Raw genomic sequence first — 16,578 nt, 5'->3', positions numbered from 1 at the left:
GGGTGAGGTCGGGGTGGACGAGGAGGGACGTCGGGAGCGTGTCGGGTCGCCCGTGGCCATCTCGAAGAGCCTGCGTGCCCAGACGCGTCGGAAGACTCCGGGAGCGCTGTCCGCTCCGTGGGCCGCCGTGGTGGCCGGGATCGGACTCTTCGAGGCGGCGTTCGGCAGCATCGCCGCCTCCAGGTCGTTGTAGGTGGACACGGGGGCGATCGCGTCGACCCGGGGATCGGTGCCCGCGAGCAGGATGCTCAGCGCTCCGCCGTAGGAGACCCCTCCCACGCCCACCAGCGGGTCCTTCTCACCCTGGGTGAGGATCTCGGGCTGTCGTGCCATCCAGTCCAGCAGGCGTCGTGCGTCCCGGACCTCGTAGTCGGGTGCGTTCAGGGCGATCTTGCCCGTGCTGTCCCCGAAACCACGGGAGGAGTAGGTCACCACGGTGAAGCCGCGGGCCGCGAGTCGGCGGGCGGGCTGCTCCAGTTCCGACTTGTCCCCGGTGAACCCGTGGGCCAACACGATCGCCGGTGCCGGGGTGGAGACGGGGACGTGGAGCGTGAGGTCGAGCTGTACGCGGTGTTGCTCCCGTGGGCCGTCCAGCACGTCGATGCTGGCGTGCCGGGTGCTCGTACGAGGCCGGTTCTCGGAGGACCCGTCGTTCGAGAACCACAGCGCCACTCCGGCCACGATCAGGGCCACCAGGGTGATCGACAGCAGCGGAAAACTCGGGACGCGCCGACGGGACGGAAACACGCGCACGACCCTAGAGGACCGAAACCCTCCGTGGGGGTTCGTGAGGGGCCCGTGCGGGCAGAAGGTATTGATCGGATACGGCGTCGCAATCGCATCGCTATAGAACGTCCCGTGCGCCGCCGGTGAACCCATTTAACCACTCGGAGGCGTGGTTGGCCACCGGAAAACGGAATATTCCGTTCGTCGCGGTGGGAGATGGGGGAGCAGGTCGCCCCGCCGGAGTCGTCCGCCGACTCATGGGTCAGAATCTTCGGAGATCGTGGAGGGGAGTATTCCTGCACGGCGGTGTCGTCATCACGGACCGCGATCGCCGCTCACGGTGATTCGGGCCCGGTGCCGTCGGCCGGTCCTCGACCGGTGGGAGAGACCTCCGGTCCCGGCTTTGGCCCCAGAACCGGAGGTGGTTGATGCGTCCCGCGCCCGTGCTCGCCCAGACGGCACAGCAGTCCCAACCGGACACCATGGGAGTGCCCTGGTGGGTCTGGTTGGCGACCCTGGCCGGGTTGCTCCTGTTGATACTGCTGGACCTGGTCATCGTCGACCGCAAGCCCCACGAGGTCGGCGCGGGCGAGGCGACCAGGTGGGTCCTCTTCTACGTCTCCTGTGCCCTGGTGTTCGGGCTCGGTGTCTGGTTCCTGGGTGGGCACGCCTTCGCCGTGGAGTACTTCACGGGGTACGTGGTGGAGTACTCGCTGAGCGTGGACAACCTGTTCATCTTCATGGTGATCATGTCCAGCTTCGCGGTCCCCTCCGTGCACCAGCACCGGGTGCTGCTGATCGGCATCGTGCTGGCTCTGGTGTTCCGCGGTCTGTTCATCGCGGTCGGAGCCCAACTGATCTCGCGTTTCGTCTGGGTCTTCTTCGTCTTCGGCCTCTTCCTGCTCTGGACGGCGGTGAGCATGCTCCGGAACAAGGAGGAGAACGAGGAGGCCGAGAACGCGGTGGTGCGTTGGGTGCGCAAGGCCTATCCGGTGACCGAGCAGTTCCACGGTACGAGGATGTCGGTTCGGATCGAGGGCAAGCGATGGCTGACCCCGATGTTCGTCGTGATCGTGGCCATCGGAAGCGCCGACGTGATGTTCGCCGTGGACTCCATACCGGCGATCTTCGGTGTCACCCAGGACCCGTTCCTGGTGTTCACGGCCAACGCCTTCGCGCTGATGGGGCTGCGCCAGCTGTACTTCCTGCTGGGAAGTCTGGTCGACCGGCTGGTCTACCTGTCGACGGGGCTGGCGGTGATCCTGGCCTTCATCGGCGTCAAGCTGATCCTGCACGCCGTGCACGCCTACCACTGGGTTCCGGCGTGGTTGGAGATCGGCAACCTGCTGTCCCTGGGCGTGATCGTGACCGTGCTGGTTGTCACCGCCGCGGCGAGTCTGCTCAGGTCCCGTCGGGAACAACGCGCCGCGGAGAGCGGCTGAGTGCCCGCAAGGACCGTGTTCGGGAGGAGAGGGCGGCCTTCGAACCGTTCGCCACCGTGGGGTCCGTCAGTTCAACAGGGTGTAGCTGAGTTCTCTGCACACCCGGCCGAGCGGGAGATCCAGTCCCGGGTTCTCCAGGGGGAGCAGCAGATCGGGCGCTTCGGGTAGCACCGTGCCCGCGGGCGGGTCCCACAGGCAGACCGAGGGCTGGCCCGCGTCCATGGAGGAGCGGTACCAGAGTCCGTCCAGTTCCGGGTAGGCGGCACGGATGCAGCGGGCCCAGGCCTGGGTGCGTTCCTTCGTGCCGCTGCTGATCGCCTGGGAGGCCCCGGCCCTGGTGGGCCACAGTCCCGAGAGGTCCAGCAACCGGACCGTGCGGCGCGGACGGAATATCACCAACTGCGGAGCACGCGTCTTTCTGTCCACTGTGGAAGTGGCTTGGAAGACCTCGGCGATGCAGGTTCGTACCGACAGGGAGAAGTACAGCACCCCGTGTTCCCTGGTGACGGCGGGGCCGCCCTGCGGGGTCGGGGGATGGGGGTCGAACCTGGCGTGGGGAAGCGGTCCGGCGTAACGGAAGCTGTTCCACTGCTGAGGGTGGTTCCCTCCCGAGGTGAACACCCGGACGAGTCGCGTACCGGCGGGCAGGGCGACGACGTCCTCGGTGCGACGGAGCATCGCTTGCAGCGCCGCTGGAGCGGGCGGCTGGGGAAGCCGGGCCATCGCGGGTCCTGTGGTCGCCGGGGACTACACGGGAGTTCCGATGACCGAGGCGAGTTCGGCGACCCGACGCGGATCGCCGTAGGCCATCAGCCATTCCCGCGGGCTCACCGGGCGGTCTCCGAGTTCCAAGTCCTCCTGGGGGGTGGTCATGAAGTTGGCCAGCACGAGCGCGGGTTGGTCGCTGGGCATGGCGGCCAGGACCGTCTCCAGACCGGGCAGGACGTCGTCCTCGGTGAACTGCCAGGCGGGAAGACGCCAACCGCCCCGGTCCTTCCAGCCGATCAACCGGCGGGAGGCGACGCGGTGTCTGATCCGGCTGGTGTCGATCCCGAGGCGTTCGGCCGCCTGCCCCACCGACAACGCGGTGTCCCGCAGCACGGCCTGTTCCGCCACGGCGCGCGCCCTGGGGTCGGTCTCCTCGTCTCCGAGGGGAGCCAGGTCGAGGCCGGTTTCGCTCAGCGCGGTGCGTTCGTTCTCGTCGAAGTGCGCGCCGGGATCGGTCTGGGCGGGGGTGAGCCGCTTGGCCGCGTCCTCGACGAGGGCGAGGAACTCGTGGGCGGTCACCTTCAGGCCGGCTCGGGCCAGTACGGTCTCCAGCGCCACTGTCATACTTCCAGCCTAACCCCTTTTTCGGGCTCGTGTGCGCCACTGTGCGGGCGATGTCGGCGAAGTCACGTGCGGTGTTCGGGGGAATCCGTGGAGTGACAGCATATATGACCTCGGCGCCGTGAGCGCCCGGGTGATTCGTGCGGCTGTCGCCCGGGCCGGAGTCCGGGGAAGCCCGACGGGGAGGGCTTCCCCGGAGGTTTTTCCGGACCTCAGCCCGTCGGGAGGGTGTCGAGGTGCTCGGAGACGGTGTCCGAGAAGTTCCTCCCGTTGCTGACGTCCCAGTTGACGGACCAGGTCATGACCCCACTGAGGGCGGGGTGGGGCGTGTCGGGCACGAAGCTTTCGCACCGGGTGGTCCGGGTCAGGCAGTCCAGCGCGTCGGTGACCACGGAGGGGGCGACGTGACCGCTGCCCGCCGCGGACGGGGAGGCGGGGAAGCCGAGCGAGATCTGGTCCGCGCGCAGGGTGTCCAGCAGAAGGCACGCCTGCGTGGTGACGAAGTCCACCGATCCCTGGCTGTGTACCTTCCCGTCACAGCCGCGCATCGAGCCCGAGTTGTAGTACTGGGTGTGGACGACGGTGATGATGTCGCTGAGGTTGTTGATCAGCGGCATGTAGGAGCCGCCCGGCTGCACGTACAGTGTCTGGGGGCCATGGTCAGCAGGAAGTCCTCCCCGAAGTGCTGGTGCAGTTGTCGTGCGGCGCTGGTGACTCCCGCCGTGTCGAAGCTGTGTTCCAGGTCGATGTCCAGTCCGTCCAGCCCGTAGGACTCGATGATCCCGATCATGGAGTCGACGAAGTTGTCCACGCGCTGTTCGGTGCCGAGGTGGACCGAGCCCTTGGCCCCGCCTATCGACATCACGAACTTGGTGCCCTCGGAACGCTTGTCGGCTATGTCGGACCTGAGCTGGGCGTCGCTGTAGCCGCCCAGCGCCCGGGAGAGTTCGGGATCCACGCTGAACTTCACGGCTCCCGGTCTGGTGGGGTCGGACTGCGCGAAGGCCAGCGCGACGAGGTCGTAGCTGTCGGGGATGTCGCTGACACGCAGTGGTTCGGCGTTGTTGACGAAGTTCTGCCAGTAGCCGGTGAGTTGGTGGGTGGCGAGTCCCGAACTCTCGGGACTGGCGGCGGCCGCTCCGACGGCGCCGCGCTGGTCCTGTTCGGCCGCGGCGGGAGCGGTGAGGGCCAGGGGAACGACGGCCGCCGCCAGGGCGGCGGTGATTCGGCGAAGGCGCATGGGAACCTCCGGGATCGCTGTTGGAGCTCCCCAAAGTGGACTAGACCAATAGTTCGCGTCAAGGTTTCGTCGGGTTTCGGTCAGGCGACGGGTTGACGATCGCTCTCCGAATCAGTTGACTGGGGCGTACCGACTGGTCGGTCTCGCGGAGGTGTGTCGATGTCCGGCGTCTATGACGAACGCCCGTGGCTGAAGTGGTACGCGGAAGGGGAGCAGGCGGACATAACCCCGGCGCACGAGGACATGATCGCCGTGCTGGAACAGACCCTGCGGCGCTGTCCGGAACGGGTGGCGCTGACCTACTTCGACGGCGAACTCAGTTACCGCGAACTGGACGTTCACGTCGACGCGCTGGCGGCCCACCTCTCCGCGCGGGGTGTCGGTGGCGGCGACCGTCTCGCGCTGTACCTGCAGAACGTCCCCCAGTTCGTGATCGCCCTGCTCGCCGGGTGGAGACTGGGAGCCGTCGTGGTCCCACTGAATCCGATGTACCGTGACCACGAGCTGAACACGATCCTCGACGACGCACAACCCGCCGCCCTCGTCACCTCCGAGCACGGCTGGCACGAGGTGCTCGCTCGGGTGCTGCCCGCCCACGGCGAACCCGTGGTGGTCACCACAAGTGAACTCGACTTCGCCGGAGACGTCACCCCTCCCGTGCTGCGGGACTCCGTACGCCGCCGTCCGGAGGAGACCGAGGACCTGGTGGAGATACTCCGGGACCGGCACGGACAGCATCCCCCGCGTCCCCGGGTGCATCCCGACGACATCGCGTTGCTGACCTACACCTCCGGAACGGGCGGCCCTCCCAAGGGCGCCACCAACACCCACCGCAACATCAGCTTCAACGCCCAGGCGTTCACCCAGCGTGCCGACGGGCCGGACGGGGGAGGTTTCCTCGCCCTGGCACCGCTGTTCCACATCACCGGGCTCGTCTGCCAGTTGGGGGCCGCGCTGGCCCTGGGGGGACGGCTCGACCTGCTTTACCGGTTCGAACCGGGTGTGGTGCTCGACGTGGTACGGAAGCGACGACCGCAGTACATGATCGCCCCGTCCACCGCCTATGTCGCCCTGATGAACCATCCCGGGGTCAGCGCCGAGGACTTCGCGTCCTTCGAACAGGTGTACTCGGGCGGCGCTCCGCTGCCCGTGGATCTGGTGCGCAGGTTCCGCTCCGAGTTCGGGATCTACATCCGCAACGGGTACGGCCTCACCGAGACAACGGCCACCGCCACCTCGGTGCCGCCGCATCTGGAGGCCCCCGTCGACGAGGCCACCGGAACCATCAGTGTCGGGATCCCGACCTTCAACTGCCTGCTGCGCGTGGTCGACGACAACGGGGCGGACCTGCCCGCCGGCTCGGTCGGCGAGATCGTCGTGGAGGGGCCGATGGTGGTTCCTGCCTACTGGAACCGGCCGGAACAGACGGAGACCACGATCCCCGAGGGGAGGATGCACACCGGCGACGTGGGGTTCATGGACGCCGACGGGTGGTTCTACGTCGTGGACCGCAAGAAGGACGTCATCAACGCCTCCGGGTTCAAGGTGTGGCCCCGTGAGGTGGAGGACGTGCTCTACACCCATCCCGCCGTGCGGGAGGCCGCCGTCGTCGGCGTTGCCGACGAGTACCGGGGTGAAACGGTCCGGGCCTACGTCAGTCTCGTCTCCGCGAACGCGGCGACCGAAGCGGAGCTGGTCGAGTACTGCCAAGGACGTCTCGCCGCGTACAAGTACCCGCGCGAGGTGGTGCTCCTCGACGAGCTCCCCAAGACGGCCACGGGCAAGATCCTGCGCCGTCGACTCGGGGAGCGGACGAGCACGCAATGACCGATCGAAGGAAGGAAGACGGATGAACAGGTTCGAGGGCCGTGTCGCGATCGTCACCGGAGCCAGCCGGGGCATCGGCTTCGGCATCGCCCAACGCCTCGTGCGGGAAGGGGCACGGGTGTGCCTGACCGCCCGCAAGGAGGAGACGCTGCGGGAGGCGGTCGACCTGCTCGGGGGCTCGGAACACGCCCTCGCGGTGGCGGGCAAGGCAGACGACTCCGCGCACCAGCAGGAGACGGTGGCACGGACACTGGACGCCTTCGGGCGGGTCGACATGCTGGTCAACAACACCGGTATCAACCCGGCCTACGGCCCGCTGATCGAACTCGACCACGGTGTCGCCAGGAAGACCTTCGAGGTCAACGTGCTCGGTGCGCTCTCCTGGACACAGCTGGTGCACCGTGAGTGGATGTCCTCCCACGGTGGGTCGGTGCTCAATGTCTCCTCGGTGGCCGGTTCGGGGCCCGCGCCGGGCATCGGTTACTACGGTGCGACGAAGGCGATGCTGACCCACATCACCCGGGAACTGGCGGTGGAGCTCGCCCCGGACGTGCGGGTGAACGGGGTCGCCCCCGCCGTGGTCAAGACCCAGTTCGCCACCGCCCTCTACGAGAACAACGAGGAGGAGGTGGCCGGGCAGTACCCCCTGGGCAGGCTGGGAGTCCCCTCCGACGTCGCCGGGGCGGCCGCGTATCTGCTCTCCGACGAGGCGGCCTGGGTGACCGGCCAGATCCTGACCCTGGACGGCGGAGTGACCCTCACCGGAGGGATGTGAGCAGTGTCCGGGGGAACGGAGGAACGCGACGGCGGTGACGCCGGAGTGCGGATCGAGGGTTCGGTAGCCGTGGTCACCGGAGCGGGAAACGGTATCGGTGCCGCGCTGAGCAGGGAGTTCGCGGCGCGTGGCGCACACGTGGTGGTCAACGACCTCGACGGGGCCGCCGCCGAACGTGTGGCCGCGGAGGTCGGGGGAACCGCGGTGCGCGCCGACGCGGCCGACGAGCAGGGGGTACGCCTGCTCGTGGACAGGACCCTGCGGATCCACGGGCGTGTCGACCTGTTCTGCGCCAACGCGGGCGTGGCCACCTCGGGAGGCCCGGACGCACCCGAGGAGGACTGGGAGCACGCCTGGCGGATCAACGTCATGGCGCACGTGCGTGCCGCCCGTGCCGTGCTGCCGCACTGGCTGGGCAACGGTGGGGGGCATTTCCTGGCCACCGTCTCGGCGGCCGGACTGTTGACCATGCTGGGCGCGGCCCCCTACTCGGTGACCAAGCACGCCGCGCTGGGCTTCGCGGAGTGGCTGGCCGCCACCTACGCCGACGACGGCGTCACCGTGCAGGCCCTGTGCCCCCAGGGAGTTCGTACGGGGATGCTGGAGAGCAGCGGTGAGCTCGGACGCACCCTGTTGGAGCCCGACGCCGTGGATCCCGAGCACGTCGCCACCACCGTGGCCGAGTCCCTCGGGGGGAGGTTCCTGATCCTTCCGCACCCCGAGGTCGCCGAGTGGTACGCGCGTCGTGCGGCGGACCCGGACCGATGGCTTGCCGGGATGAGTTCGTTGCGACGGCGTGTCGGGACCGACGGGGGAACGGTGTGACGTCCCCGGGGAGGGTGTTGCGGGGGCCGTTTCAGCCGCAGGGGACCGACCGGTCGGTACCCTGTGTTTCCGGAGTCCGTCGGGAGACGTTCGGTGGACTTGAACGATTCGACCGGAACGGGGCGCTGTTCCGGAGGCGGGACCCATGCAGGGGCCGCACGTGTGGGTGCCGGCCGGCGGGCCACCCGCTGTGGAGCGGGAGTGGCGGGTCCGGTCCCGGCGCGGACGCCCCGGGCCGGAACACAGGGAGGGATCATGGCGGCGGAGATGTCCCCCGAGGGGGGCGAACAGGTGGTCCGGGAACCGGAACCGGAGCCGGTGCCCCAGCGGCTGTTGGCGGCGGCCACCCGGTTGTTCGCGGAACACGGTTTCGAGACGACCTCCGTGCAGCAGATCGTGGACGCCGCCGGGGTCACCAAGGGAGCCATGTACCACTATTTCGGCTCCAAGGACGACCTGCTCTACGAGATATACGCCCGGGTGCTGCGCGTGCAGACGGCGCGTATGGAACAGGCGGCGGACAGCACGGAGTCCGTCCAGCGGCGTCTGCGGGCCGTGGCCGTCGACGTGGTGGTCACCACGGTCACGCACCTGGAGGACACCGTGATCTTCTTCCGTTCGATGCACCTGCTGCATCCGGACAAGCAGGCCGAGGTGCGTGCCCAGCGCCGCAGGTACCACGAGCGGGTGCGCGGGTTGATCGAGGAGGGGCAGGCCTCCGGGGTGTTCCGTGCGGACCGCTCGGCCGAGCTGGTGGTGGACTTCTTCTTCGGAGCCGTGCATCACCTGGGCTTCTGGTACCGCAGGGACGGTCCGATGAGTGCTCGGCAGGTGGGAGAGCAGTTCGCGGATCTGCTGTTGGACGCCCTGCGCGTGTGACCGTGTGCGCCCTCCGGGCGCTCGACAGGTGTGCGGCGGTGTGCCCTCGTCGGGGTTTCGTGTCGGGATCGGACAGGAACCGGTGCGACGGTCTTGCCGAGGGCACGTCCGTGCGGCACAACACTGCCATACCGACTAGTCGGTACATATTCTGGAACGAATCGACCGCCTCTCAGACAGCCCGAGTCCGAGAGGCGCAGGAGGTGGACTGTGCGTGCTCTGAGAGTCCGTCACTTGGCCCAGCCGCGCGAGGCGCTCGAACTCGTGCGGGAAGAACCGGTTCCCACACCGGCGGAGGGGCAGCTCGTCGTGCGCGTGCGGGCGTGTCCGGTCAACTTTCCCGACGTGCTGATGTGCGCGGGCGAGTACCAGGTCCGGCCCGAACCGCCCTTCACGCCGGGGGTCGAACTCTGCGGTGAGGTGGTCGAAACGGCCGCCGGGGTGGACGGCCTGTCCCCGGGGGACAGGGTGATAGGAGCCGGGGCCGTTCCGCACGGGGGTTTCGCCGAGTACGCCCTGATGGACGCCGCCCGGACTTTCCACGCTCCTCCCGAGCTGTCCGACGCGGAGGCCGCGTCGCTGTTCATCGGATACCAGACCGGCTGGTTCGGGCTGCACCGCAGAGCCGGGCTGCGCCCGGGGGAGACGCTGCTCGTGCACGCGGCCTCGGGGGGAGTCGGAAGCGCGGCCGTCCAGCTCGGCAAGGCGGCGGGAGCCACCGTCGTGGGGGTCGTGGGAGGGGCCGATAAGGCCCGTGTGGCTCGTGAGCTCGGAGCCGACGTGGTCGTGGACCGGCACACCGAGGACTTCGTCGGTGTGGTCAAGGACCTCACCTCGGGAGCCGGTGCCGACGTGGTCTACGACCCGGTCGGCGGCGAGGCCTACGAGCGTTCGACCAAGTGCGTCGCCTTCGAGGGACGCATTCTGGTGATCGGTTTCGCGAGCGGGCGGATCCCCACACCGGGACTGAACCACGCGCTGATCAAGAACTACTCGATCGTGGGCCTGCACTGGGGCCTGTACAACGAGCGGGATCCGCGGGCGGTGCGGGAGGCCCACCGGGATCTCTGCCGCATGGCTCAGGAGGGGAAGATCTCCCCCCTGGTCAGTGAGCGGGTCACTCTGGACGAGTTGACGGAGGCGGCCCAACGGGTGGCCGACGGCCATACCGTGGGACGGGTGGTTTACACCAACGAGTGAGTTCCACCTCCACCGGGCTGCTGTCTCTCTGGTGCGGTCCGCCGACGTTCGGCCGGCGGACCGCACGGTGGCGTTCTCAGAACACGACCCGGGAGAGGACCTCGGCGACACAGGCCGGCTTGTCCGACCCCTCGAGCTCCACGGTCGTCCGCAGGCTCATCTGCAGCGCCTCACCCTGGTCGGCCACCTCGGAGAGCTCTGAGCTGGCGCGCACCCGACTGTCGACCTTCACGGGACTGGGGAAACGAACCTTGTTCAACCCGTAGTTGATCACCATGCGCGCTCCCTCGAACCCGTAGATCTGGGCGTTGAGCGCGCTGATCATGCTCAGCGTCAGGAATCCGTGGGCGATGGGAGCGCCGAAGGGGCCGCTGGCCGCCCGCTCCCGGTCGACGTGGATCCACTGGTGGTCCCCGGTGGCCCGGGCGAACTCGTCGATCATCTCCTGGGTGACCGTCCACCAGGGACTGGTGCCGAGTGTGGTCCCCTCGGCGGCGCGCAGCTGGTCGGCGTTGGCGAAAACGGGCATGATGGTCCTCCCTCGTGTGGTGTTCGGTGTCTGCCTCGGACCGGTGGTGGACTCCTCCACCGGAAGCTCCTCCGAGGGGAGCGGTGCGGACTCAGCGGTACCGCGAGAGTTCACGACGAGCCAGCGAGCGCAGGTGCACCTCGTCCGGTCCGTCCACGATGTGCAGGGTGCGGGCGTGGGCGTAGAGGTTGGCCAGCGGTGTGTCCTGGCTCACCCCGGCCCCGCCGTGTGCCTGGATGGCACGGTCGATCACGGTGGTGGCCATCTCCGGGACGGCCACCTTGATGGCCTGGATCTCCGTGTGCGCGCCCTTGTTGCCCACCGTGTCCATCAGCCAGGCCGTTTTCAGTACCAGCTGGCGCACCGACTCGATACGGACCCTGGCGTCGGCGATCCAGTGCTGGACCATGCCCTGGTCTGCCAGCGGGCGCCCGAAGGACTCGCGGTGCAGCGCGCGTTCGCACATCAGGCGCAGTGCGCGTTCGGCCATGCCGATGGCACGCATGCAGTGGTGGATCCGACCGGGCCCCAGTCGCGCCTGGGCGATGGTGAATCCCTCGCCCTCGCCGGAGATGATGTTGGAGGCGGGCACCCGGACCTCGTCGAAGTCGATCTCGGCGTGTCCGCCGTGGTCGCCGTCGGAGTAGCCGAACACGGTCATGCCGCGGCGAACGTGCACTCCCGGAGTGTCGATCGGGACCAGCACCATGCTCTGCTGGCGGTGTCGTTCGGCGGTGGGGTCGGTCTTGCCCATCACGATCAGGATCCGGCAGGAGGGGTTCATCGCCCCGGAGGACCACCACTTGCGACCGTTGATCACGTACTCGTCGCCCTCACGCCGGATGCTGGTCCGTATGTTGGTCGCGTCGGCCGAGGCGACCTCCGGCTCCGTCATGCAGAAGGCGGAACGGATCTCGCCGTTCAACAGCGGGGTCAGCCACTGCTCGCGTTGTCGCTGGTTTCCGAACATGGACAGCACCTCCATGTTGCCCGTGTCCGGAGCCGCGCAGTTCAGGGCGGGAGGGGCCAGGTGCGGGCTGTGGCCGGTGATCTCGGCGAGTGGTGCGTACTGCAGGTTCGTCAGTCCGGCTCCGTGCTCACCGGGAAGGAAGAGGTTCCACAGTCCCCGGGAGCGGGCCTCCGCCTTGAGCTCCTCCACCACCGGGGGGATCCCCCAGCCGCTGTTCTCGGCCTGGCAGTCGAACTCCTCCTCGGCCGGGTACACGTGGCTGTCCATGAAGGAGTTCAGTTCCGAACGCAGCTGTTCGGTTCGTTCATCAAAAGCGAAATCCATTCATATCTCCTGTGTGTTGGAAAGCCCCTGACGAACGAGGGGCTCCACCATGTCGCCGACGTGCTCGAAACCGTCTCCGACGGTTTTTCCCTGGGTGTAGCGGTAGTGGATTCCTTCGAGAATGACGGCTATCTTGAAGAAACCGAAGGCGACGTACCAGTCCAGTCCGGACACGTCGATCCCGCTGTGGGCGGCGTAGTGGTCCAACAGCTCGCGCGCCGGGGGAAAGCCGTGCTCGGGACCCACACCCGTGGCGACGGGATTGTTCCTGATACCGCTGAGCCCCTCCCAGTAGACGACCAGCAGTCCCAGGTCGGTGAGCGGGTCACCGAGGGTGGCCATCTCCCAGTCCAGCACGGCACGGATCTCGCCGTTCTCGTCGGCCAACAGGTTGTCCAGTCGGTAGTCACCGTGGACCACGGCCGTGGGACCGTTCTCCGGAACCGTTTCCGCCAACCGGTCCCGGAGCTCGACGATGCCGGGGATCTCCCTGCTGTACGAGGCGTCGAGTTGTTTGCTCCAGCGCCGCAGCTGACGGTGGAGGAACCCCTCCGGACGTCCGAAGTCCGACAGACCCACCGAGTCCGGGTCGATCTCGTGCAGCCGTGCGAGGGTCTCGGTCATCCGCAGGGCCAGTTCCCGGCGTTGCCGTCGGTCCAGTGTCCCGATCTCCTCGGCAGAGCGGTAGGTGCGGCCCGGCACGAAGTCCATGACGTAGAACGGAGCCCCGATCACCTGGTCCTCGGTGCAGAGCAGGTGGGTGCGTGGCACGGGAACACCGGTGTCGGCCAGAGCCGAGACGACGCGGTACTCCCTTCCCATGTCGTGTGCCGTGGCCAGCACGTGTCCGAGGGGAGGACGTCGCAACACCCACTCGTGCTCGCCGTCGGTGAGCCGGTAGGTGAGGTTGGATCTTCCGCCCTGGATCAGCTCCGCGCGCAGACTGCCGTTGCGAAAGCCCGGGTGGTTGTCGTCCAGGTAGGTCCGCAACCGTTCCAGGTCGAGGCCGGGCGGGTGTTCCCGGTCGGTGTCTTCGGTCATCCTCGCTCCCCGTGCTGCTGTCGTTGGGCTCCGTCGAGATGCTCCCGGACGTCTCGCCGGGTTCGTTCGACGTCGTGATGAAGAACGGCGCGCATCCCCGTGCGCTGCGCCGCCGCGGTGTTGGCCCGGAGGTCGTCGACGAACAGGATGCGTTCCGGCGACAGCTCCATCCGGTCCGACAGGAGGCGGTAGATCTCCGGGTCGGGTTTGCGCATCCCCACCTCGCCCGAGATCACCGCCTGCTCGAACAGGGGACCGATTCGGTCCCAGGGGTAGCTGTTTCCCCAGCTGTTGGACAGCAGGGCGGTGCGCAGACCCTCCTTCCGCAGGCTCCGCACCAGGTCGAGCATCCGTTCGTCCAGGGGCATGAAGGAGAACAGCCGTTCGAGCAATCCCGCCGGGGGAACACGGGTGCCGTCCTCGCGGCGTAGTCGTGCGGCCAGCAGCTCGTTGAACTCCTCCAGCGCCAGTTCCCCGGTTTCCAGACGGTGCAGTGGGGTGCCCTCGGGGGCGTCGCGCCCCGCCCACTCCCGTAGTGTCGTGGTGAAGCTCTCCCTGCGGATGCCCTCCGCCCGGGTCCAGGACTCGACGGCCTGTTCCCCGGGGGCGGTCAGCACTCCTCCGTAGTCGAAGACCACGGCGTCGACAGCGGGCTCCGTCCTCATGGGTGGGCAGCATACCGTCTAGTCGGTATGCTGGCTAGGGGCGATCCGGAGGACCGTGTGGGACGGGCGGTTCGGTCTCCGGAGGGTTCGTCGTTGCGTAGCGTGTCCTCCCGGAAGGCGGTTCTTCGGGAGGTAGCGGAAATAACACCCGGATGCAGCAGTGTGATCACGGTGGGTGTCGTTCGCGCCGGTGGCAAGAGCCGTGGGGGTGGGGGGTTACTGCGGTTTTCCGGTGAAATTTTCCGCGAAAAGTATCACGATTAGTGCTCACTCTTTTTTTGTTTTGCCGGGGGTTTCACGGGGGCTTATTGACGGAATGCCTTACCGGTGGGTAGATGTTTCTGCTGTCGCGCGACATTTCATCGGAAATGGACTTTTCCTTGTTCAGAGGTGAGAACGATGGCTTCTTTCACGCGTTCGGGAGCACGATTATTGACCGCGGCGGCCTGCGCGGTGGCTCCGGTGATCGCTTTCGCCCAGCCCGCGGTGGCGGAGAGCTTCTCGCACAACTTCGAGTGCTCGGGTGACTCGCCCCTGGGTGCCCAGGAATTCAGCTACCAACAGGATTCCGAGGTGGCTGCCCCCGCCAGCGTCGCCGCCGGTGAACAGTTCGAGATCGTCATCGACCCGGCGGTCAACACCATCCCCGCCGAAGTGAACGGATACGGGGTGGAGCAGGTCGAGAACATGGACCTGAAACTGCCGGTTCCCGACAACACCACCCACGTCTCCTCCGAGCTCAGCGGTGGTTCCAACCTCGGCAGTCCCGAACCGACCATCGAGGTGAGCGACGGGGTCGCCACCCTCCACGTGGAGGGCCCCATCGCGGGAGGTGCCGAGTTCGAGCTGCCCACGGTGACGGCCACTCTGCAGGCCGGGGACTCCGGGGTGATCGAGACCCAGCTGTACGGAACCAGCTACTCCGATCCCGGACTCACCTTCGACGCCGACGTCTCCACGCTGTTCGGCACGGTCGACGTTCCGACCTCCTGCTACCCGGATCCCAACCCCGTGTTGACTACGACCGAGATAAGCTGACCCCACGTACCTCGTAAAAAGGGGAGGGCTCCGCGCGGAGCCCTCCCCTTCGTGTGCCGCGGGCGGGAAACAGCCGGTTCCCGCCGGTTACGCGGCGTCCTCCTTGAGCATGTCGGAGCACTTCTCCCCGATGGCCATGGTGGTGATGTTCGGGTTCACCGCGACCAGGAAGGGCATCGCCGAGGCGTCCGCGACCCGCAGCCCGTGCACCCCCTTGACCCGCAGCCTGGAGTCCAGCGGGGCGTTGACGTCGTCATCGGCTCCCATCGGTACGGAGGCCGCCGGGTGGTAGACCGTGTTGTGCGTCTTGCGCAGGTAGTCCGCGATCTCGTCGTCGGACTGCACGTCCGGTCCGGGGTGCAGCTCGGCACCGGCCCACTCGCGCATGGCGGGCTGGTTCACGATCTCCCGCGCCAGCCTGATCCCGTGGGTCATCACCCGCATGTCGTGCGGGTCGGTGAAGTAGCGCGGGTCCACCGCCGGTTTGTCCCGGAAGTCGCGGCTGCGCAGCCGGACCGTTCCGACGGAACGGCTCCGGGTCACGTTCGGGGTCAGGCAGAAGCCGTTCTCGGTGCTGGGGTAGCCCTGGCGAACGGTGTGCATGTCGAACGGCACCGACCCGAAGTGGAACATCAGGTCGGGACGGTCCAGGCCGGGTTCGGTCGTGGTGAAGATGCCGATCTCCCACCACTGGGTGGAGTCCTGGACCATCGGCTGTGCCGCGTCCCAGCCGATGACCCCCTCCGGGTGGTCCTGCAGGTTGGAGCCGACCCCGGGGGAGTCCACGAGAACGTCCACCCCCACCGAACGCAGGTGCTCGGCCGGACCGATCCCGGACAGCATCAGCAGCTTGGGCGTGTCGATGGCTCCGGAGCTGAGCACCACCTCACGCCGGGCGGTGACCCGCTTGGTGTGCAGCCCGTCGGGGGCGAGGTACTCCACACCGGTGGCACGGGAACCGTCGAAGACGACCCGCTTGGCACGCGCGTCCGTACGGATCTCCAGGTTCGGCCGGTTGCCCATGATCGGGTGCAGGTAGGAGACCGAGGAGGAAGCGCGGGTTCCGTCCTCGAAGGCGTTGATCTGGAACCAGTTCGCCCCGTGGGTCACGGTGCGCCCCGAGTTGAACTCGGTGATCGGGATGCCCTGCTGTTCGCAGGCCCGCAGCAGCGCGGCTCCGCAGGGGTCGTTCGGCGGGACGCTGCGCAGTCGGACCGGGCCGCTCCGGCCGTGGTGCTCTCCCGGGGCGTCGTTGTTCTCCAGCCGTTTGTAGAGCGGGAAGACGTCGGCGGCACCCCAGCCGGTGGCACCCAGGGACTCCCACTCGTCGAGATCCTCGGCGGGTGCCCAGAAGGCGATGCAGGAGTTGTGTGAGGAGCAACCCCCCAGCACCTTGGCACGTGCGTGCCGCATGAAGGAGTTGCCCTGTTCCTGCGGTTCGATCAGGTAGTCCCAGTCGAATCCGGACTCCAGCAGGGACATCCACTGTTTGAGCTCGAGGACCTCACGCTTGTCCTGGTCCGTCGGTCCCGCCTCCAGCAGGCACACGGTGGTGGCGGGATCCTCCGACAGACGTGCGGCCAGGGCTGCTCCGGCACTGCCGCCGCCGACGACGACATAGTCGAAAGTGGTCGCCTCGTCGCTCATCGTTGCTCTCCTGTTCTGTTCACGCCGAAGCGAGCTCCTCCCGGGGCGGGGAGGAGGACTCGGGATGGGGTAGCGGTGACCGTTTCCGGCGGGGGTTCCCACGCTTCGGGGTGTTTCTGGT

Annotated in this window: 17 protein-coding genes; 7 read left to right on the top strand and 10 right to left on the bottom strand. The window is 67.8% G+C overall.

Translation table 11 applies throughout. The features are described 5' to 3' along the window. Positions 1 to 747 (bottom strand): alpha/beta hydrolase (locus CEP50_RS18675; RefSeq protein WP_258175413.1); only part of this gene is annotated, 747 nt, incomplete at its 3' end. Between the two features lie 461 nt (positions 748 to 1,208). On the opposite strand from CEP50_RS18675, the gene CEP50_RS18670 reads away from it, so the two are divergent. Beyond that, a complete protein-coding gene (locus CEP50_RS18670) occupies positions 1,209 to 2,168 on the top strand; it encodes a TerC family protein (protein WP_106115233.1) in 960 nt (319 codons plus the stop codon). Positions 2,169 to 2,234: 66 nt separating this feature from the next. Here the strand turns inward: CEP50_RS18670 and CEP50_RS18665 are convergent, their stop codons facing one another. From CEP50_RS18665 to CEP50_RS20670, 4 genes are all read right to left on the bottom strand, one after another. After that, entirely contained in the window at positions 2,235 to 2,891 is a 657-nt protein-coding gene (locus tag CEP50_RS18665; protein ID WP_181188453.1) for an RES family NAD+ phosphorylase, read from the bottom strand. 24 nt (positions 2,892 to 2,915) lie between these two features. Next, a complete protein-coding gene (locus CEP50_RS18660; RefSeq protein ID WP_106115231.1) occupies positions 2,916 to 3,500 on the bottom strand; it encodes a DNA-binding protein in 585 nt (194 codons plus the stop codon). A gap of 209 nt (positions 3,501 to 3,709) precedes the next feature. Continuing rightward, entirely contained in the window at positions 3,710 to 4,135 is a 426-nt protein-coding gene (locus tag CEP50_RS20675; protein ID WP_258175412.1) for a hypothetical protein, read from the bottom strand. Then, the gene (locus CEP50_RS20670; protein ID WP_258175411.1) at positions 4,105 to 4,737 is read right to left on the bottom strand and encodes a glycosyl hydrolase family 18 protein; all 633 of its coding nucleotides are present in this window, start codon (positions 4,735 to 4,737) and stop codon (positions 4,105 to 4,107) included. Before CEP50_RS20670 ends, CEP50_RS20675 begins: the two co-directional genes overlap by 31 nt. Positions 4,738 to 4,896: 159 nt before the next feature. Here CEP50_RS20670 and CEP50_RS18650 point away from each other — a divergent pair, with 159 nt between their 5' ends. From CEP50_RS18650 to CEP50_RS18630, 5 genes are all read left to right on the top strand, one after another. Beyond that, on the top strand, positions 4,897 to 6,564 hold the full coding sequence (locus tag CEP50_RS18650; protein WP_106115230.1) for a class I adenylate-forming enzyme family protein: 1,668 nt from the start codon (positions 4,897 to 4,899) through the stop codon (positions 6,562 to 6,564). 22 nt (positions 6,565 to 6,586) lie between these two features. Then, positions 6,587 to 7,339, top strand: coding sequence for an SDR family oxidoreductase (locus CEP50_RS18645; RefSeq protein ID WP_106115229.1), 753 nt, complete (start codon positions 6,587 to 6,589; stop codon positions 7,337 to 7,339). A 3-nt stretch (positions 7,340 to 7,342) separates the two neighbouring features. After that, the gene (locus CEP50_RS18640; RefSeq protein WP_106115228.1) at positions 7,343 to 8,164 is read left to right on the top strand and encodes an SDR family oxidoreductase; all 822 of its coding nucleotides are present in this window, start codon (positions 7,343 to 7,345) and stop codon (positions 8,162 to 8,164) included. A gap of 267 nt (positions 8,165 to 8,431) precedes the next feature. Continuing rightward, a complete protein-coding gene (locus CEP50_RS18635) occupies positions 8,432 to 9,043 on the top strand; it encodes a TetR/AcrR family transcriptional regulator (RefSeq protein WP_033401863.1) in 612 nt (203 codons plus the stop codon). Positions 9,044 to 9,277: 234 nt separating this feature from the next. Further along, the gene (locus tag CEP50_RS18630) at positions 9,278 to 10,243 is read left to right on the top strand and encodes an NADPH:quinone oxidoreductase family protein (protein WP_219905560.1); all 966 of its coding nucleotides are present in this window, start codon (positions 9,278 to 9,280) and stop codon (positions 10,241 to 10,243) included. A 76-nt stretch (positions 10,244 to 10,319) separates the two neighbouring features. Here the strand turns inward: CEP50_RS18630 and CEP50_RS18625 are convergent, their stop codons facing one another. The 4 genes from CEP50_RS18625 to CEP50_RS18610 all read right to left on the bottom strand — a co-directional run bounded on the left by CEP50_RS18625 (position 10,320) and on the right by CEP50_RS18610 (position 13,772). Further along, a complete protein-coding gene (locus CEP50_RS18625) occupies positions 10,320 to 10,772 on the bottom strand; it encodes a MaoC family dehydratase (RefSeq protein ID WP_026449058.1) in 453 nt (150 codons plus the stop codon). A 91-nt stretch (positions 10,773 to 10,863) separates the two neighbouring features. Continuing rightward, the gene (locus CEP50_RS18620; protein WP_106115226.1) at positions 10,864 to 12,066 is read right to left on the bottom strand and encodes an acyl-CoA dehydrogenase family protein; all 1,203 of its coding nucleotides are present in this window, start codon (positions 12,064 to 12,066) and stop codon (positions 10,864 to 10,866) included. Next, a complete protein-coding gene (locus tag CEP50_RS18615) occupies positions 12,067 to 13,107 on the bottom strand; it encodes a phosphotransferase family protein (RefSeq protein ID WP_106115225.1) in 1,041 nt (346 codons plus the stop codon). It abuts the gene before it with no gap. Then, positions 13,104 to 13,772 (bottom strand): HAD family hydrolase, encoded by a 669-nt coding sequence (locus CEP50_RS18610; protein ID WP_106115224.1) that lies wholly within the window; start codon positions 13,770 to 13,772, stop codon positions 13,104 to 13,106. Before CEP50_RS18610 ends, CEP50_RS18615 begins: the two co-directional genes overlap by 4 nt. Positions 13,773 to 14,171: 399 nt before the next feature. Between CEP50_RS18610 and CEP50_RS18605 the strand changes: the two genes are divergently transcribed. Further along, positions 14,172 to 14,810, top strand: coding sequence for a cyclase (locus CEP50_RS18605; protein WP_106115223.1), 639 nt, complete (start codon positions 14,172 to 14,174; stop codon positions 14,808 to 14,810). An 87-nt stretch (positions 14,811 to 14,897) separates the two neighbouring features. On the opposite strand, the gene CEP50_RS18600 is transcribed toward CEP50_RS18605, so the two are convergent. Next, on the bottom strand, positions 14,898 to 16,457 hold the full coding sequence (locus CEP50_RS18600) for a GMC family oxidoreductase (protein ID WP_106115222.1): 1,560 nt from the start codon (positions 16,455 to 16,457) through the stop codon (positions 14,898 to 14,900). Positions 16,458 to 16,578 lie beyond the last annotated feature (121 nt).

The sequence above is a fragment of the Actinopolyspora mortivallis genome (assembly GCF_003001495.1).
Classification (GTDB): Bacteria; Actinomycetota; Actinomycetes; order Mycobacteriales; family Pseudonocardiaceae; genus Actinopolyspora; species Actinopolyspora mortivallis_A.
This window is presented reverse-complemented; position numbering and strand designations above follow the sequence as displayed.